General features: G+C 62.2%; 14 protein-coding genes. 8 read left to right on the forward strand and 6 right to left on the reverse strand.

Features of this window, described 5'->3' with window-relative positions; all coding sequences use genetic code 11:
• Nucleotides 1-8: 8 nt before the first annotated feature.
• On the reverse strand, nucleotides 9-491 hold the full coding sequence (locus tag AC1DX3_RS04855) for a response regulator (RefSeq protein ID WP_476988117.1): 483 nt from the start codon (nucleotides 489-491) through the stop codon (nucleotides 9-11).
• Between the two features lie 157 nt (nucleotides 492-648).
• Nucleotides 649-960 (reverse strand): hypothetical protein, encoded by a 312-nt coding sequence (locus AC1DX3_RS04860; RefSeq protein WP_476988118.1) that lies wholly within the window; start codon nucleotides 958-960, stop codon nucleotides 649-651.
• 350 nt (nucleotides 961-1,310) lie between these two features.
• Here AC1DX3_RS04860 and AC1DX3_RS04865 point away from each other — a divergent pair, with 350 nt between their 5' ends.
• Nucleotides 1,311-1,580: a hypothetical protein gene (locus tag AC1DX3_RS04865; RefSeq protein ID WP_476988119.1), complete on the forward strand. Its 270-nt coding sequence runs from the start codon at nucleotides 1,311-1,313 to the stop codon at nucleotides 1,578-1,580.
• On the opposite strand, the gene AC1DX3_RS04870 is transcribed toward AC1DX3_RS04865, so the two are convergent.
• Nucleotides 1,562-2,995 carry a nitrilase-related carbon-nitrogen hydrolase gene (locus tag AC1DX3_RS04870; protein ID WP_476988120.1) on the reverse strand — a complete coding sequence of 478 codons (1,434 nt, stop codon included), beginning with the start codon at nucleotides 2,993-2,995 and terminating at the stop codon, nucleotides 1,562-1,564. The genes AC1DX3_RS04865 and AC1DX3_RS04870 overlap by 19 nt on opposite strands.
• A 126-nt stretch (nucleotides 2,996-3,121) precedes the next feature.
• Here AC1DX3_RS04870 and AC1DX3_RS04875 point away from each other — a divergent pair, with 126 nt between their 5' ends.
• Complete coding sequence (locus AC1DX3_RS04875; protein WP_476988121.1) at nucleotides 3,122-3,910, forward strand: LytTR family DNA-binding domain-containing protein; 789 nt, start codon at nucleotides 3,122-3,124, stop codon at nucleotides 3,908-3,910.
• Entirely contained in the window at nucleotides 3,907-4,545 is a 639-nt protein-coding gene (locus AC1DX3_RS04880; protein ID WP_476988122.1) for a DUF6968 family protein, read from the forward strand. Before AC1DX3_RS04875 ends, AC1DX3_RS04880 begins: the two co-directional genes overlap by 4 nt.
• Here AC1DX3_RS04880 and AC1DX3_RS04885 read toward each other — a convergent pair.
• Both AC1DX3_RS04885 and AC1DX3_RS04890 read right to left on the reverse strand, forming a co-directional pair.
• Nucleotides 4,542-7,199 (reverse strand): beta-mannosidase, encoded by a 2,658-nt coding sequence (locus AC1DX3_RS04885; RefSeq protein ID WP_476988123.1) that lies wholly within the window; start codon nucleotides 7,197-7,199, stop codon nucleotides 4,542-4,544. The genes AC1DX3_RS04880 and AC1DX3_RS04885 overlap by 4 nt on opposite strands.
• A 184-nt stretch (nucleotides 7,200-7,383) precedes the next feature.
• The gene (locus AC1DX3_RS04890; RefSeq protein WP_476988124.1) at nucleotides 7,384-7,857 is read right to left on the reverse strand and encodes an OsmC family protein; all 474 of its coding nucleotides are present in this window, start codon (nucleotides 7,855-7,857) and stop codon (nucleotides 7,384-7,386) included.
• Nucleotides 7,858-7,992: 135 nt separating this feature from the next.
• Between AC1DX3_RS04890 and AC1DX3_RS04895 the strand changes: the two genes are divergently transcribed.
• A complete protein-coding gene (locus AC1DX3_RS04895) occupies nucleotides 7,993-10,089 on the forward strand; it encodes an AsmA family protein (protein WP_476988125.1) in 2,097 nt (698 codons plus the stop codon).
• A gap of 99 nt (nucleotides 10,090-10,188) precedes the next feature.
• On the opposite strand, the gene AC1DX3_RS04900 is transcribed toward AC1DX3_RS04895, so the two are convergent.
• Nucleotides 10,189-11,439, reverse strand: coding sequence for an esterase-like activity of phytase family protein (locus AC1DX3_RS04900; protein ID WP_476988126.1), 1,251 nt, complete (start codon nucleotides 11,437-11,439; stop codon nucleotides 10,189-10,191).
• A gap of 133 nt (nucleotides 11,440-11,572) precedes the next feature.
• Between AC1DX3_RS04900 and AC1DX3_RS04905 the strand changes: the two genes are divergently transcribed.
• From AC1DX3_RS04905 to AC1DX3_RS04920, 4 genes are all read left to right on the forward strand, one after another.
• Complete coding sequence (locus AC1DX3_RS04905) at nucleotides 11,573-12,289, forward strand: FadR/GntR family transcriptional regulator (RefSeq protein WP_476988945.1); 717 nt, start codon at nucleotides 11,573-11,575, stop codon at nucleotides 12,287-12,289.
• 86 nt (nucleotides 12,290-12,375) lie between these two features.
• Nucleotides 12,376-14,016 carry a serine hydrolase domain-containing protein gene (locus AC1DX3_RS04910; protein ID WP_476988127.1) on the forward strand — a complete coding sequence of 547 codons (1,641 nt, stop codon included), beginning with the start codon at nucleotides 12,376-12,378 and terminating at the stop codon, nucleotides 14,014-14,016.
• A gap of 30 nt (nucleotides 14,017-14,046) precedes the next feature.
• The gene (locus tag AC1DX3_RS04915) at nucleotides 14,047-16,329 is read left to right on the forward strand and encodes a serine hydrolase (protein WP_476988128.1); all 2,283 of its coding nucleotides are present in this window, start codon (nucleotides 14,047-14,049) and stop codon (nucleotides 16,327-16,329) included.
• Nucleotides 16,326-17,894, forward strand: a complete 1,569-nt coding sequence (locus AC1DX3_RS04920; protein WP_476988129.1) for a serine hydrolase — start codon at nucleotides 16,326-16,328, stop codon at nucleotides 17,892-17,894. Before AC1DX3_RS04915 ends, AC1DX3_RS04920 begins: the two co-directional genes overlap by 4 nt.
• The last annotated feature ends 279 nt before the right edge of the window (nucleotides 17,895-18,173 follow it).

Raw genomic sequence — 18,173 nt, forward strand, 5'->3', positions numbered from 1 at the left:
CCGCCCCATCACAGGCGGCGCTCCGGCCCCTTATAGGCGGGATCGTTGCGTTTCCGGCGCCGTTCGGGGCCGACGAACGACTCCGATATGACGAACGGCCGGGGTTGATCGATCACGGCGACCAGTTTGCGGAACAGGTTGATGGCCGTCATCGGCTTGGTGCAGATTTCGTTGATGCCGGAATCGCGGGCCGCCAGCACTCGCGACTTTTCCGTATGAGCGGTGACCATGATGATCGGCAGGAAGCGGATGGAGGCGTCGCTCGAAGCCCGGATCGCCCGCGTGAACTCCGCGCCGTTCATCTTGTCCATCTCGTATTCGATGATGACAATATCGATCGCGTCCAGCCTCAGGCGCCGAAAGGCCTCTTCACAGGTCCGCACATCGACAATCTTGCGCACGCCGAAACCACGCAACAGTGCCCGGATAATCTGCGACATGTGGTCGTTGCGCTCCAGGACCAAAATCTTGACATGCTCGAGGCTTGGCAACCGCTACTCCAGGTGTGACCGGGCCGGCGGGCGCACGGCCGGCGATTCGGAAGCGGTAGAATGTGGCTGCCGCGGCGACCCGTCAAGGTTTATGTGACCGTCTATGCAACCGATTGCTGAGGCACTTGGTCGCATGTCTGCCAGCCTGGCCGGAGCCTTAAGAAAACCGTCCGATCAGCGCCATATAGTCGGCGATCGATGTGGTTTCGGGCGTGAAGCGCGACAGATTCAACAAACGCACCATGGCGCGGTGATCGTCGACCCGGCCGGATCGGTGTTCCAGCAGCACCCAATGCACCGGCTGTTCCAGTCCGTCCGTTTCAGCGCGATTGAACAGGGCGAGCAGCCGGCGGCCGGCCTCGGCCAGGCCCAGCTTTGCATCCCGATGGCGCCGCAGAATATCGGCGATCGCAGCTTCGGTGGAAAGGGTTCGGTTGTCTTGGGTCGTGGCGGTACAGGAGTCGGTCATCTTGGTATATCTGAAACGGAGTCTTTCCGGCCTGTCTAACCGGTTTTCGTCACCTCATGATGACAGCGGCATAGGAAATCGATGTGGAAAATGCGCGGCCGGCATTTTTCCCGAATCCGCGCTTCGACAGGCCATACCACGAAGATTTCGGGGCGAAAAATCTTAAATACTGAAAACAATCAGCTTATAAGCCATCATTTATCAGTATACAGAAGGTTCCCTGACGCCTCCGGCCGGCCGGTTGCACAATGTGAAGTAAAAACTACCCAATTGTGACAGAATCGATTCGCCATAGTGGTTAATAGACTTCATAGTCCCGTCCCGTGATGGCGAAAGCAAAGGACACGGTCATGGCGTTAAATCCCGATTTCATGTTCGAAAAAGCGTATATTACCCAGCCGCTGATGCGGGCCCTGGGTTTGCCGGACGATGTCTGGTATGTCGTGCTCAACGACAGTCTCGACAGCGCCTACTACATGGATACCCGCTTCCGCGTCCATAACAAGGCGATCAAGCCGGAAGCCCGGCCCGTCGTCGAGCTGGCTTCGCAGCGGCGGCGTGAAGCCGTAGCCAGCCTGCCGGCCACGGCCTCGTATCGTCGTCAATTGGCCGACGCCTGACCGCCCGTACCGCGCCGGATCCACAACCAGACTTGCAGTGCGACGGTCATCAGCAGGCATAGCCAACCGAAAGCGTTGCCGATGTAGCTGTAGACCGTATCGCGGCGTTCGGTCGGCACGGCGCCGGTGACCACCGTCATGCCGTCGCTCGACCGGCTTTCGGCAAGAATCCGTCCGGTGGCGTCATAGGCGCCCAGCAGGCCGTTACGGCTGCTGCGGGCGATGGCATAACCGCCTTCGATGCCGCGCATCATCGTCATGCGCGCCCCCATCCAGCCATCCCGGCCGAAGTCCCAGGCCGGCACCGCCATGACCGCGGCTGTACCGGCATATTCGCGGCCGATCGACGGGATGTGCATGTCCTTGCAGATGGCGACACCGAGACGGGCTTTGGCAACATCGATGAACAACGGCGTCTTACCCGGCACGTCGCGGTCTTCGAAGACCGGCACCATGCGCTGCTTGTCGTACCAGGCTATGCCGCCATCCGGCCCCGCGATAAGCGCACGATTGCGATAGATACCGCCGTCATGGACCTCGACACCGACGACAAGGGTGGCATGGGCTGCCATGGCGGCCGAACTGACATCCCGGGCCACCTGCGCGGCGCCGGCGCCGTCGACCAGGGCGATCTTTTCCGGCAGGACGACGAGGCCGCCAGAGCGCGCATTGGCGGCGACAGCGGGGCTGTAGACCGTCCAGACCTTGGACCAATCCTCTGGAATGCCCGGGAAGCGGTCGCTGGCGACCATCGTCACGGGCAGGGTGGCGGCGGGAGCGTTGTCGAGGCGCACGACAGTAAAGGCGGCTAATCCAGCGGCCAGGGCCAGGAAGGTCATGCCGGCGGCCAATAGCGGCCGCAACGCCGGGCGGCGGGTCAGCCAGATGCCGAGGAACGAGCCCAGCAACAGGATCATGAACACCACCGCCGGTGGGCCGCCGAGTGAGGCGATCTGCACCAGGGCCGGCATGTCCATCTGGCTATAGGCCAGGCTGCCGGCGGCGCCATGCGGCGACAAGGTCAAGGTCAGGGCTTCGAACCCGGCTATGATGGCCGGCAGGACCAGCATGGCCAGGGCGGGAGTCAGGCGTTGCGCCGCCATATGGCTGAGACGCGCGGCGAACAACCAGGAACCGGCGCGCAGGATGACGAACAGGCTGGTGAGCACCCAACCGGTCATGTCACTGTAATAGCCGAGAAGGCCGGTCATAGCGATGGCGCCCGCAATACCGCCGGCCAGGCGCGCCTGGTTCGGCGAGCCGGAGCCGGCGACAATCAGCACCAGCGGCGCCAGCCACGGCGCCCACCACTGCGGATGCAGGGCATAGCCCGCCGTCAGCAGCAGGCCGGCAACAATGGCGAGGCCAAGGCGGATGGGAAGTGAAAGTTTAAGTACAGGATCGGTTTGGGTCATAAGGCAGCTCCATGAAACTGCCTCCGGTCTGTCACGGCGTTTTCGCCCTCGCCAGCGCCGCTTCGTGAACGGGCGAACGGGTACGTGGCTCGGTGAATGGTCTGGCGGTTGTGCCGGGCGGCAAATGTGGCTAGCATCCTCGCCATGCGAATTCAGGATTGGAAAGGCGAGTCCGGCGACGCTGGATGGTGGGTGCGGACGCTGGCCTTTGCCGTCGTGGCCGGTATCGTCTTCGGCGTTTTCGGGCCGTTCGGCAGCTTCCTCAACGGCGACATCGTCCTGCGCATTTTCAGCTGGACCGGCAACCTGGTCGGCGGCACGCTCATCGTCGGCCTTCTGTTGCCGCCTATCACGCGTCTTGCCATGCGGCTGGGCCTGCCCATGCCGGCGGGCCTGGCCATCGCCATCCTGGTGACAGCGGGCCTCGGCAGCCTCTTCGCCGACATCTATGGCCATTGGCTGTGGCCCGATGCCATCGCCCGCGTCCGGCCGGTCGACTGGTATAGCCAAAGCCTGATGGTCGAGGTCTGTCTGATCGGCCTGTGGGTGGTGATCGAACTGGCCCGTCAATCATTGACAAAGCCGGTGCAAAAGCCCACGGAACCCTCGGTCAACCTGAAAGAGCCCGTCCTGTGTCTGCAGATGGAGGACCACTATGTCCGCATCCACCGTGCCTCGGGCTCGACGCTCGAACTGATGCCGCTGCACGAGGCGATCGCGCGTTATGGCACGCCCGGCGGCTTGCAGGTCCACCGCAGTTGGTGGGTCGCCGGCACCGCCGTGGCCGAGGCCGACCGCGACGTGCGCAACTGGCGCCTCAAACTGAGCAACGGGCTATTCGTGCCGGTGGCGCGCAACCGCATCGTCGATGTCCGCGCCCGCGGCTGGATCGCCGACGACAAGGTACCCCAATGATGACAGCAGAACAGACGCCCGTTCCGGATATCAAGGACGCCATACTGACGCGCCAATTCGACCTCAAGGGTGGCGGCCACGTCAAATTCTATGTCTGGCAGCCGACGCCGTTTGCACCGTACGACGACTATGCATGCCGATATTTGATCACGGGGCTGTGGGATGAGCCAAAAGTGCATCGTTGCCACGGGATCGACGGTGTTCAAGCCCTCGAACTGACCTTACAGACGATCGGCGTCAGACTGTATTTTTCCGATGTCTACAAGAACCAGGAGCTGACCTTTCTCGGTAGTCGCGACCTTAGTTTACCTCTTTTTCCCGGAGAAAAAGCAGGCTCGTCGGAGTACAAGCAGGCAGACCTGCTGACCTTCGCCAGCCAGTCATCGGTCGTCGTCATGCCCGATCAGAAATTTCCTTATATCGCCTATCCCGGTGAGCGTTTGAAGGGTCTGATTGATGGGTTAACAAAGATCGCCGTGACACTCAGAACAGGCGATCCAAAGGCACGCAAGTCCATGACTCGCATGATCAAGGGCCTGACCAAAGAACAGAAATATTATGAGGCCGTTTGCAAACGCGCAGGCCTGCATCCGTCCTATATTGTGACTGAGGTAGATAAGTCTGACGAGACCTAAGCCGCCGGCACGACCGCGTCCGAGATATCCGCCATGTGGAGCTGTTTCAAACGGGCATCCAGCGCCTTCGGGCCCAAGGCCGATTTGACCCGCACCTTAACGGTCTCTCCCGGCAGGATGTCGAAATAGTTGTCGCTGAAGACACCGTCGGCCGCTTCCAGGCTGAGATAGAGATTCTTGACCAAAGCGTCCGGGGTCAGGGTGAGTACGACCCCCTCCCCATCCTGCCGGAAGGTCATCTGGATCACCGGCTTCGGCAGGACCAAATCCTTGACCGGCTTGAAATAGACGATGTTGTCGGCCAGGACCTGTCCGCCCTGCATGACACGCGTCGACAACAGCACCTTGCCCGGATCCGCACCGGCCAGGACCGCGGCGACATCCTTGCTCAGGACCTTGACGCCGGTATTGGCCTTCACCACCAGCGGCATCTCCGTATGCGACAACACCTTGCCGGCAAAGTCGATGACACGCAGGCTCAAGGTCGCCGGCTGGTCTTTCAGACGATCGCTGACGACATAAACGCTCAAGGTCGCATCGTCGATCTGCGGTGAGATCAGCACGTCGGCAAACGCCTTGACGGCGAAATATTGCTGGGCCTTCCAGCGGCCGTAATAGTCGATACTACTCCACGACGCGACCGGCCAGCAATCATTGATTTGCCAAAACAGCGACCCCATGCAGTAGGGCATGCGGCTGCGGTGGGCCTCCATCGCCGTCTTGATGCCCTCGGCCTGCAGGACCTGGCCGACATAGAGGAACTGCTCGAAATCCGCCGGCACGACATAGTCGCGCTGCATATAGTTCTTGATCGTGCCGTTGCCGATCGAGGAGCGCTGGTGCGCCTGCATGACCTCGGAAAAAATGTCGTAATCGCCGGGCGCCGCATAGGTCTTGACGGTGTTGAATTCCGGGAAGGACTGGAAGCCGTATTCGCTCATGAAGCGGCCGATATGGGTGCGGTATTCGGCGAAGGGCTTCTGGCCCCACCACACGTCCCAGTAATGGATGTCGCCGGTCTGCAGCGGGCGGCTGACGTCGGCATGCTGGCCGTTGCCGGCAAACGGCGACGACGGCCAATACAGGCGCTGCGGGTCCTCGGCCGCGACGACTTCGGGCAGGATATGGTTGAAAATGGCGTCGTACCCCGCCCAGATCTTGGCGCGCTGTTCCGGCGTATAGGTCTGTTTCCAGCCCCAGCCACCGTTGGGCACGTCGTTCTGCCACGCCGAATCGATCTCATTATTGCCGACCCAGATGGCCAGACACGGATGGTTGCGCAGGCGCCGCACGTTCTGGATCGCTTCCTGGCGGACATTGTCGAGGAAGGCATCGTCGTTCGGATACATCGAGCAGGCGAACATAAAGTCCTGCCACACCAGGATACCGTTCCGGTCGCACAGGTCGTAGAAATAGTCGTCTTCATAGACCCCGCCGCCCCAGACACGCAGCATGTTCATATGGGTGGCGACGGCCGAGCCCACGACCTTGTCATAGACCTCGTGTGTCACCCGCGTCAGGAAGCTGTCATTGGGAATATAGTTGGCGCCCTTCATAAAGACCGGCACGCCGTTCAGCTCGATATAGAAGCTGGCGCCCTTGTCGTCGGGCTTTTGCACGACGCGCAGGGTGCGGACGCCGAGATTGACCTGGCGGGAATCGATTTCGCCGGTTTCGGCGGCCAGATCGACGTTGATAGGATAGAGGTGTGCCTCACCGAGCCCRTTCGACCACCACAGCTTCGGATTCTTGATGGTGAAGGCCAATTCGACACGGTTCTCGCCCGGTGTCAGCTTGACTTCGGCGCGCGCGGAGATGGCGTGATCATCTCGACATTTGAGCATCACGGCAGCGGTGCCGGCAGTGGCCGCGGTTACCGTCACCACCGCGGTCACATTGGCCAACTCGGCCGTCACGCTGTCCTGGACCAATTGCACATCGGCGATACGGGCAGTATCCCACGCGCGCAGGTAAAGCGGCCGCCATACGCCCGAGGTGACGAAGCGCGGCCCCCAGTCCCAGCCATAGGCGTAGCCGGCCTTGCGTGTGAAGACGCTGACCTTGTCGACACCCAGGCCGCCGCTTTCGCTCTGGTCGTTGCTGGCCGGCAGGTTGAAGCCGTATTCGGCCAGCTTCTTCAGCCCGACGGTAACCGGCGAATGGAAATAGACGCGCAGATCGTTGTCGCCGGCCTTGGCCACGGCCTTGATATCGGCCGTCCATTCGCGGAACATGTTGTCGGCGCTGAGAACGAGCTTATCGTTGACATAAACGTCGGCATAGGTGTCGAGGCCGGCGAAAACGAGGGCGATGTGTTGACAGGCGAGCGTGTCGGCGTCGATGGCGAAGGTGGTGCGGTATTCCCAGTCCTTCTTGTCGATCCATTGCAGGTCGCGTTCATTGGTGCGGTAAAACGGGTCGGCGATCTTTTTATTGGCCAAAAGGTCGGTATGGACCGTGCCAGGTACAGTTGCGGCCAGCCAATCGGCCGTATTGGCCTGACGGAACTGCCATTGGCCTGAAACCGGCGTATCGGTGACCAGATGCAACGGTCCGGTCGGGGCGCGCCGGGCCAGGACCGGCGTAGCCGTCAGCACCAGCGCCGCGCCGGACATCTTCAACAGGTCGCGGCGTTTGGGGTTGGAAATATCCATTTGGCTTCTTCTCCACCAGAGCAAAATGACTTTAGATAAAATAGTCATTTGCTCTGTTTTTTGTTTTGACGCGCAATCTATCCAAAAAATGGGAGTCATTTTTTGGATTGCGCTCAGGTGGCGCTTCATTGACGCCTTGCGGAGACCATAGCCCGGACAGGGCCGCCGTGGCAATCGATCAGGTTTACCCGCCGATCTCGACATAGGTCGCAGCATATTCGACCGGGAAATTGACCGACCGTGCGATGAAGCAATAGTCGTGGACCTCATGGTGGATGGCATCGGCCTTGGCCAGGTCCGCGCCTTTTTCGACCGTGATCGTCGGCCGCAAGGTCGCCGAAACGAAGCGCCCGGCGCCATTGGCCAAGGTCTCGCCGATACCGAGCGGCGCATCCTCATAGGCGCGGACGACGATACCAGCCTTGCTGGCCAGGTGCAGATACCAAAGCATATGGCACGACGCCAGGGCTGACAACAGCAGGTCTTCGGGATTGGGCTTGGACGGGTCACCGCCCAGTTCCGGATCGTTGGAACACGCGATGACAGCCTTGCCCGGCGTTTCGATATTCCATGTCCGGTCATAGCCGCGATAGGTCCGCGTGCCGTCACCGCGGTCGCCGGTCCAACGAATGACCGAGGTAAAGTCCGAATGTTTCATGGCGCGCCTCCTCTGTCGGTTTTGCGGTCTCTCTAAACCGTCCAACATAGGCTCGCAACATCAGCCATGCCTTTTTCGCATCGCTTTCTAACGCCCGCCGGTCCTACCCTGCCCCCTCGCTGAAGGAAGACAATCGTGGTCAAGAAAGCCCATCTCAGCCATGTTCATAACCTGGCCGGCACGCTGACCGAGCTCAAGGACGAGACCGTCCTGTGGGCGCAACAGGCATGGGCGTGGCTGAAAAACCTGGGGATCGGCGTGTGGACCCGCATCCGCGCCCTGCCTAGGGCGACCCAGATCATCATCGGTGCGGTGATCGTCATCATCGTCGCCGTCATCCTCTTCCTCGCCAATCCCAACTGGGACTGGGCCCGCGGCATAGCCAGCTCGATCATATCCGGCCGCGTCCACCGAACGGCCCGTATCGACGGCCATCTGCGCGTTCACCTGTTCAGCTTCACGCCCGACGCTACGGTGGGAGGGCTGGTGATCGGCGAACCCGCTTGGGCCCCTAAGCAAAATCTGGCCGAGATCGGCGCCGTCCATGTCACCGCCGAACTGATGCCCCTGTTCATCGGCCGCATCGTCCTGCCGCGCCTGCAGGTCGACCGTCCCGTCGTCTACCTCTATGCCGACAAGACCGGCCGCGCCAATTGGGACTTCAGCGACGGCAAGGATACCGGCAAACCGACCAAACTGCCGCCGATCAAAAACTTCATCATCAATGACGGCCAGCTGACCGTCATCAACCTCCAGCGCGAATTGCAGTTTACCGGCACGATCAATGCTCACGAACGCGGCGATTCCGGCCGCTCCGCTTTCGCCCTGACCGGCGACGGCACGCTGAACGGCAAAAAGTTCGAGATGCTGGCGACCGGCGGCCCCCTGCTCAATGTCCGCACCTCCGTGCCCTACCCGTTCGACATGAAGGTCCTGGCCGGCAACACCACGATCACGGCGAAGGGCCGCGTCCTCCACCCCTTTAACCTGGGCCAAGTCGACGCCGCCATGTCGCTCGCCGGCAACAATCTCGGCGACCTCTATTATCTTACCGGCCTCGCCCTGCCCGACACGCCGCCCTATCGTCTGACGGCCCAGGTGACGCGCAACGGCATGGTCTATGATGTCGACCGTCTCAACGGCCGCGTCGGCGGCAGCGACCTGGCCGGCAAGCTGAAGGTCGATATCAGCAATCACGGCCGGCCCAACCTGACCGGCGATCTCAGCTCGCGCCGCCTCGACTTTAAGGACCTCGGCACCCTGTTCGGCGCCACCGACGCCAATGCCCCGACGGGCGCCACGGTCAGCGCCGACCCGATGGCGGCGCAGGCCGCCCACCGCATGCTGCCCGACGTGCCGCTCGATGTCGACCGCGTCCGCGGCATGGACGCCAAGGTCCATTACCGCGCCCTGTCGGTCCATACCTCCAACGGCATGCCGCTGAACCAGGTCAGTCTCGGCGTTACTCTCGATCACGGCCTGCTGACGCTCGACCCGATCGATTTCCAGTTTCCGCGCGGCCACCTGACCGGCACGGCCCGCATCGATGCGCGCAATGCCGTGCAGCAAGACGCCATCGACATGCGCCTGACCGGTTTGGCCGTCCAGGATTTTGCCCCGAAATTCGCCGGCTCGGCGCCGATCGAAGGCGTCATGGACGCCCGGGTTCAGGCCTCAGGCACCGGCAATACGGTGCACAAGGCGGCGTCCTCGGCCAATGGCCGGCTGACCATCGTCATGCCCGGCGGCACGGTCCGCCAGAGCCTGGCCGAGCTGATGGGCGTCAACGCCACCAAGGGCCTGTTCCAGTTGCTGACCAAGGACAAGCACGAAACCGAGGTCCGCTGCGGCATCGCCGATTTCAGCATCAAATCCGGCGTCATGCAGGCCCAGAACGTCGTCTTCGACACCGCCGTGGTCCAGGTCAAGGGCTCCGGCACGGTGAACCTGAACGACGAGCGCCTGGACCTCAAGCTTCAGGGCAAACCGAAAAAGTTCCGCCTGGTCCATGTCGACGCGCCCATCCTGATCGGCGGCCACTTGTCAGCGCCCAAGATCGGCGTGTCGCCAACCAAGGCGATCGCGCAAGGCGGGCTGGCCCTGGTCTTCCACACCATCCTGCCGTTTATCGGCGTCGACTATGCCAAGAACGCCAACTGCTCGGCCCTGATGTCCCAGGCCCAGGCGCAAGGCGCCCCCACGACGGCCAAGATGTCGGTGCATGGAAAATAATTCCAAGCCGCGATGACACTGACTCATCGCGCTTGGCAAGGGCGACCGCCCGTCCGAGCTTATGCGAGGAGCCATGCGGCGCTTGAGCTTAAAAAATGCCTAAAGATCGGCCCCCAATTCGACCCTCCAAAACGCCGTCCGGACACCGGCGACGCCGAAGTCATTGTCATTGACCAACAGCAGGGTGCGCGGCCCCAGGATGGCAGCGCCTTCCAGGTCGGCATCGATCTGCGGATAATCGTCGGTCGACAACACCAGGCGTTTGGCCAACTCCGGCGCCACACCGCCAAGATTCTCCCCGCTGAGCTCTTCCACGGTCGGCCGTGCCGCCACATCGAGGTGCCGGCGGTCGATCGCACAGTCGTCATCCAGGGCCACGACATAAAGCTTGGCCGTAGCGGAACCGCGCTCCAGGACCAGCAGCCGATCCTCCGCGATCGTGGTGATCTCGCTGACCTTCAGATCCGACCGGTGCATCTCGCCCAGCGCCGCGTCGCGCCGAAAACTCGACGGCTTGTCGAGGGGATAAAGGAACTGGCCCGCCACTTCGCCGGTCGCACTGTTCAGCTTCCAGATACGGATATGGCGGCCATGACGATGGGCCTCCTCATCGGGATGGGCCAACGGGCTTTGGAAAGCGACATAGAGCCAGGCATCGTCCGGCGACAGGGCGACGGCTTCGAAGCCGCGGTTGAACTGACGCCGTGTAGAGATCGCCGGCAGGACGTCGGCAACAGGATAGCCGGCGCCGGCAAAGGCGGACGCCGTCCCCTCTGGCACCCAACGCTTCACGACCCGACCATCGCCGCCGACATGCAGCAGCGACGGACCATATTCGTCAGACACCCAGAACGTACCGTCGGCCGCGGCGGCCAAACCCTCGCTGTCGGCGCCGGACGGATCGGGCGCCAGGATGCGGCCGGCCATGTCGATAGCTGTCTCCCCCATGCCGTCATGAATCGGCAGGCCCGAGATCGCCCGGCCGCCGCTATCGGTCAGGGCCAGGGTGCGAACGCGCACGACCCGGTCGCCTTCGAGCCGCAGCTCCGAAATCGCCGGGCCGATGGCCGGGCCATCCGAGAAGGCCATGACCTTGACGCCGTCGATCTTGCGGAACGGTTTGAGGTGATCCAGGCCGTAATGGTCGATGGCGAAGGGCGCCTTGACGTTCGGACCGCGGTCGCCGACGGCCCACAACCGGTCCGCGGGATCGCCCGGACGCCGCGCCAGACCCGACCCCAGGCCACGCGTGATCGTCAAAGCGCCCTTCGGCGTGACCACATGCGCCAGGATCTCGTCGTCATAGTCCAGGCGCTGGAGACGAACCAACGGACCGGTAACATGTGTCATGCAAATCTCCTCGGATAACGCTCACCGTTAAGGCCTTTGGGCCGGCTTGCAAAGCCTCTTCCTGCCCGGCGGCAAGGCGCGTATGATCGTCGGTCTTTGGTTCGTGAAATGACGGGAGCGGTTCTTGGCCGATATGAGCGACAGCAGCGCCACCCATGCCGACGGTTTGGTGGCCCGCACCGTAGCCGGCATCATTGCCTTGATCCGGGCGGAGAACCTGCATATCGGCGACAGCCTGCCCAGCGAAAACGCCCTGACCGAGCGCCTCGGCGTCTCCCGCGTCATCGTGCGCGAAGCCAACCGCTCCTTGTCCGCTCTCGGTGTTCTCGACATCGGCAATGGCCGCGCCGCCCGCGTTTCCGTGCCCGACTACGCCGTCTTCGGCATGATGTTCGACCACGTCGTCTACACCAACCACGTCTCGGTTCAGCAGGTCCTGGCCGTCCGCCGCTCGATCGAAATCAGCACCGCGGCCCTGGCCGCCCTGCACCGGACCGAGGCGGAGGCCGACGCCATCCTGGCCCACGCCGCCGGCATGCGCCGCGATTTCGCCCAGCCGTCCGCCGTCATGGAGCACGACCTGAAACTGCATGTCGCTATCGCCGAAGCGGCGCGCAACCCCATGTTCACCACCATGGTCAGGGCCTTCGAATCGGTCACCCGGGCCAACTGGTCGATCGGATGGCAAAGCCGCGCCGGCGAATCCGGGCGCTGGAAAATGATCGAGGTCCACGAAGCCATAGCCCGTGCCGTGGCGGACCGCGATGTCCTTGCCGCCCAGGACGCCATGTCGGCCCATTTCGACGACACTGTCCAGGCGCTGAAAGAGGCCGGCACCGCCAACCTATAACATAGGTATTGAATAACCTATGTTATAGGTGTAAACAGATGCCTGTATGTCCAGGCTTCGAGGTTTTCATGATCAGACGCGCCTTTTTGCTGACCTCGGCCGCCTGCCTTGTCGGCCCGCGCATGGCCTCGGCGGCGGGAGCAACCGCGGCCGATCCGGCCAAGCAAATAGACAATCTGCTGAAGCCGTTCGATCGCAATGATGCCCCGGGCGTCAGCGTGTCTGTGATCAAGGAGGGACAAGTCGTCTACAAACGGGCATTGGGCCTAGCAGTGCTGGACAATCCGGTACCGCTCACCAATCAGACCAATTTTCGCCTGGCGTCGCTCAGCAAGGCATTTACCGCCATGGCGGTCCTGATCCTCGTCAACCGCGGAAGGCTGCGCCTGGACAGTACGCTTACCGATATTTTTCCCGACTTCCCGGCCTATGGTGCAGCAGTTACCGTCAGGCAGTTGCTCAACCACACGTCCGGACTCCTCGACTTCGCGGAATTGCTGGACCCCAACCGGAAAACTCAGGTCCAGAACGCGGAAGTGTTCGCCATCCTCAAGGGACAGACTCGCACGGCCTTCATCCCCGGTTCGCAATTCGAATACAGCAATTCAGGTTACATTATGCTGGCCTGGATCGTGCAGACCCTGGCCGGCGTCACCTTCGCCGCATTCCTCAAAGCAAATATCTTCGACGTCCTCGGGATGTCCCATACCGTGGCTTATGAGGCGGGGGTATCCAGCATTGCCAACCGTGCCCTCGGTTATTCGCCCGCGGGCAACGGCTTCTCCTTGAGCGACCAAAGCCTTACCAGCGCGACCTTGGGCGACGGAGGAATCTATGCGTCGACGGACGATCTCTTCGCCTGGGATCAGGCTCTTTACAGCGACAAGCTGATTAACGCGAATCTGCTGAGCGAAGCTTTCACGCCGGGATCCTACGGCGACCAGCATGATCCCGAGAGTGGCTACGGTTTCGGCTGGTTTATCGACCGGATCAAAGGCCATCGCCGTCTGTGGCACGGTGGCGGAACGGCTGGGTTTCATAACCATATCGTTCGCTTTCCCGATGACCGGCTGACGATCATTGTCCTTATGAACAATGACGCAGGACAGCCCGAGGCCATCGCCAGCCAAATTTCCCGGATACTTCTGCCGGGACTGGCCCCCGACGAGCCGCGGGTCATCGACGTGCCGGCGGCGACACTCCAGACCTTCAGCGGCTATTACGATTTCCGCGGTTCCCTGACATGGATCGAAGCGGTCACCGGGCGCCTGATCTGGACGGGCGTGGGGCCCGATCCGGTCGTGCTTCTGCCCATGGCGCCGGCCACCTTCTTCTATGCCGACGCTAAGATCAATCCGGACCGTAACTGGTTGCTACGCTTTGAAGCGAATATCGATGGCACGCTCAATCGCGTCGCTTATCTGGTTGACGTCAAGCCCGTCTTTTACCTGGCTGCGCTGGGTCCTCTTAGTCGTGACATCGCACCACAAGCCGACCCAAACGAGGCCTTTACGCAAACAATTGCGTCACGTCTTGCTGAGACGGAAAGACCGTCTCTGGCCTTCCTGCAATGTCTGAATGTGGAAGGCAAGGGGGTCGACCGCGACCAAAAGCCAATCGACCGCATCGTCAAATACCGATTTAATTCCATAGGCGTGACGCGTTACCTGCTGGTTTTCGCCACAAGCGATCTCACCATTTGTCACATGGATACTGTCGATGTTTGACGCTCGCCCAACGTTTCGCCGGAGTCGTTCATGAAAGCCGCCTATCTCATCGCTGTCGTCGCAACGGCCGCGCTGCCTACCGTCTGCGCGTCGGCCGACAATCCCGCGGCTCAGGATAGCGCCGTCGCGGCGGCTACCGAGGCCTTCTTCAAGGATCCCTGCCATGTCGGCCTGTCCATGGCCGTCAATATTCGCGGTGACACCCGCTTCTACAATTACGGCACCACCTCGAAAAGCCACACCAACTTGCCGACGCAACGGACCCTCTACGAAATCGGCTCGGTCACCAAGACCTTCACCGGCGTATTGGCGTCCAAAGCGATTCTCGACGGCAAGATGACCCTTGACGGCGATTTCCGCGCCTATCTCCCCGCCCCCTATCCGAACCTGGAGCTCGACGGCCGGCCGATCACCCTGCGCACCCTGACGGCCCATTCCTCCGGCATGCCGCGCGATATTCCGGACAATAGCGATCTGTTCAAGAACCCGGATTTCACCACCTTGCCGGCCAAACTGGTCGCCCGTGAACGCGGCTATGACCGGGCGCGCTACCTGCGCGAATTGCATGAGGTCCGGCTGGCCTCCGTACCGGGCACCACCGTCAGCTACTCGAATATCGGCATGAAGCTGGTCGGTTTCGGCCTGGAACAGGTCTATGGCGACAGCTACGCCCACCTGCTCAAGCGCTATATCACCGGGCCGCTGGATATGCGGCATACCATGCTTGACGTCGGCCTCGCCGATCGCCGCCGCCTGGCCCAGGGCTACGGCGTCTCCGGCCTGACCGTGCCCTATCACCTGGCCAATGCCGGCGCCGCGGGCGGTCTCTATTCCGACACCGAGGACATGATCAAATACGCCATCTGGCATCTCGACGAAAGCGATCCGGTGATCGCGCAGTCCCATACCCTCGTCGCCGGCACGCTGACCGACTATGGCCGCGGTATGAACTGGGACATGGCGACCACACCGCAAGGCGAGCGCAAGATTTGGCAGAGCGGCGGCGTCTTCGGCATGTCGAGCCAGACCCTCCTCTTCCCGGACAGCCGGGAGGCCTATGTCCTGCTGGCCAATGACGGTTGTTTCAACACCCAGAGCGAGCTTGAGGCCATCGCCCTGACGGTCCATGCCGCCCTGAAACCCGCCCCCGCGCTCGCCATCTGGCCGTCGCAACCGCCAGCGGACACACCCTTCGCGGCCTCGGCGGACCTGACCGGCATCGCCTTCACCGGCCGCCACGCCGAATATACCACGGCCGACACCTGGTATCCGTCATGGGCGGCAGATGGGAAAATGTATTCGCCATGGACCGACGGCATGGTCAACGGCATCGGTTCGGGTTCCTACAAAGGCACCGAAGCGACGACCGGTTACGCCACGATCGCCGGCGACGATCCGCTGCATCTTACCATCACCGACGCCGGCACGGTCATGGCCAGTGCGGCGCCCTATGGCGGGCGCTATCCGGCCGGCAGCCTGGCCTATCACGGCGTCTGGTATTACGGGACCTACAGCCTCAATCAATCGCCCGACAAGAAGCTCAACTGGGACATATTGGGCCCGTTCACCGGATTTCGCTATTCGCAGGACAATGGCAAGACCTGGCAAGAAACCCGGCATACGCCCGACCATCCGCTGTTTCCCGAACCCGCCCGCTTCGGCGGCAAGATCAGGATGGGCGCCCCGCATTTCGTCGATTTCGGCCGCGACATGCAATATTCCCCCGACGGCAAGGCCTATCTGGTGGCGCATGGCGCCTCCGATCCCGACCCTATGGACCGCGACGCCAATCTGAGCTGGGTCACGGCGGATGAGGTCTATCTGGCGCGCGTCACCCCGACGCCGGCCAATATGGACGATGCGTCGCAATACGAATTCTTCGCCGGCAACGACGCCGCGGGCAAACCCGTCTGGACCCACGACTTTGCCGCCATGAAGCCGCTGGTGAAGTGGAACAACAATATGGGCTCGGTCACCATGACCTATGACGCGCCCTTGAAAAAATACCTGATGGCGGTGACCGACGGCACCAATACGGTCGGGAAATTCAATACCTACATCCTGGAATCGCCCCAGATGACCGGCCCGTGGAAACTGGTCTCCTATATGAAGGATTTCGGCGAGCAGGCCTATTTCGTCAACTTCCCTTCGAAGTTCATCAGCCCCGACGGCAAGACCGCCTGGCTGTCCTATTCGGCCAACTTCTCCAATCTGTTCATGGGCACGCACTTCGCCGCCAATCCTCCGGGCAGCGGCTATCAGTGGGTGCTTCAAGAAGTGCATTTACTCGGTCCGGACGATGTAGCGCCATGACGCATAAAGCCTCAACCTCGCTCCGCCTTGCCGGCCTGTTGGCCGTGACGGCCCTGGCCATGCCGGCCGGCCAGGCCTTTGCCGCGAAACCCGCCCCCTCCTCAAACGCCTCAGTCGCCTTCGAACACCAGGTTACCGAGGCCATGCCCGGTCTTCTCAGCAAGTTTTCCGTCCCGGGCGCCGCCGTGGCCCTGATACGCGACGGCAAGGTCGTGTGGATGCACGGTTACGGCATGGCCGACGTCGCCGGGGCACGACCCGTGACCCTTGAGACAGAATTCAATGTCGGCTCGATCTCGAAAACGCCGACCGCCTGGGCCGTCATGCACCTGGTCGAACAAGGCAAGGTCGACCTCGACGCACCGGTCGACCGCTATCTCAAGCGCTGGCATCTGCCGCCGTCGGCCTTCGATAACAACCAGGTGACGGTCAGGCGGGTCCTCAGCCACACCTCTGGTATTTCCGAGCACGATTTTCACGGCTGGGATCCCGCGTCGCCGCTGCCGCCGATCGAAGACGTGCTGTCCGGCAAGACGGGCACAGGTCAGGTCCAGGTGATCGCCCAGCCGGGCGCCGCCTTCCGCTATTCCGGTGCCAATTACCTGATCCTCGCCCTGCTGATCGAAGACGTCTCGGGTCAACCGTTCCAGGCCTATATGAAGTCGAATATCCTGCGACCGCTCCACATGTCGCAAAGCCAGTACGGCCTGCCGGATGCCTATGCGACGACCATGGCGACCGGCTACGATGCCCTGGGAAAGCCCTTGCCGACCCTGCGCTACAACGAACTGGCCGCAGCCGGGCTGACGACCGATCTGCGCGACCTCGCCGCGTTCGCCGAGGCCGCCCTGGCACGCAAACACGGCCGGAAAACCGGGCGCGGCGTGCTGACGCCCGAAACCGTCGCCCTGATGGCACAGGCTCAGCCGAATTCGCGCTGGGCCGATAAGGACCCTTACGGCCCGGATCCGCAATATGGCCTGGGTTACACCGTGCGCCCCGAACAACTGGCCGGACAAACCGGCATCGGCCATGGCGGATCGAACAGCGGCTGGGAGAGCCTGTTCCAGGTCGTGCCTGCGACCGGCGACGGTATCGTCATCATGACCAACAGCTCGAACGGCAGCGCCGTCATCGCCAATGTCCTGTGTGCGTGGCGGCATTGGCAGGCCGGACCGGACCGCACTGTGGCCTGTCCGACCGTCGACATCGCCATCCCCTTGTGGAGCGCCTATCGGCGCGGCGGCGCGGCCGCGGCGGTCGCCCAGTACCATCAGCTTCGCCGCGACGAACCGGACGGCTACGATGTCTCGATCCGCCAGCTCAATGCCATGGGTTACCAGGTCATGCGCATGGGCGACGTACCGGGCGCCATCGCCCTGTTCCAGTTGAATGTCGAGGCCTATCCGGCCGAATGGAACGTCTACGATTCTCTCGGCGAGGCCTGTCTGAAGGCCGGCGACACCGAAAACGCCATCAGGAACTACCGCATGTCGCTCAAACTCAACCCGGGCAACGACAGCGGCCGTCGGGCGTTAAAAAGCATGGGCGCCGCCACCGAATAGGCGGACGGGCGATAATTTCCGAATGTCCAGCAGGCAATCACGGCTCCGCGCAATTTTGTTTGGCCATTGTCGGGAATGCCGCCTTTTTTCGGCACGAAATGGTTGTGGTCGCGCTTGAAAAAACTTTTCAGGCCGGCCGGCGATGGCCGTTCCGGCACTTTCACGGGCACCCTTTTCGCAGCTGCGTACGAACTTCGCGAGCAATGCGGTTACAGCGGCAAGACACGCCTGCGCAAGACTCTCCGCCACAAATTTGCCAAATTTAGGCCGGACGGAGCC

It is taken from the genome of Asticcacaulis sp. P2_B1 (assembly GCF_056404915.1).

Excerpts from the sequence above, each read along its gene's own strand:
- AC1DX3_RS04915 (WP_476988128.1), top strand. The coding sequence starts at position 14,047 with ATGAAAGCCGCCTATCTCATCGCTGTCGTCGCAACGGCCGCGCTGCCT.
- AC1DX3_RS04860 (WP_476988118.1), bottom strand. The coding sequence starts at position 960 with ATGACCGACTCCTGTACCGCCACGACCCAAGACAACCGAACCCTTTCC.
- AC1DX3_RS04865 (WP_476988119.1), top strand. The coding sequence starts at position 1,311 with ATGGCGTTAAATCCCGATTTCATGTTCGAAAAAGCGTATATTACCCAG.
- AC1DX3_RS04880 (WP_476988122.1), top strand. The coding sequence starts at position 3,907 with ATGATGACAGCAGAACAGACGCCCGTTCCGGATATCAAGGACGCCATA.
- AC1DX3_RS04920 (WP_476988129.1), top strand. The coding sequence starts at position 16,326 with ATGACGCATAAAGCCTCAACCTCGCTCCGCCTTGCCGGCCTGTTGGCC.
- AC1DX3_RS04870 (WP_476988120.1), bottom strand. The coding sequence starts at position 2,995 with ATGACCCAAACCGATCCTGTACTTAAACTTTCACTTCCCATCCGCCTT.
- AC1DX3_RS04905 (WP_476988945.1), top strand. The coding sequence starts at position 11,573 with ATGAGCGACAGCAGCGCCACCCATGCCGACGGTTTGGTGGCCCGCACC.
- AC1DX3_RS04890 (WP_476988124.1), bottom strand. The coding sequence starts at position 7,857 with ATGAAACATTCGGACTTTACCTCGGTCATTCGTTGGACCGGCGACCGC.
- AC1DX3_RS04900 (WP_476988126.1), bottom strand. The coding sequence starts at position 11,439 with ATGACACATGTTACCGGTCCGTTGGTTCGTCTCCAGCGCCTGGACTAT.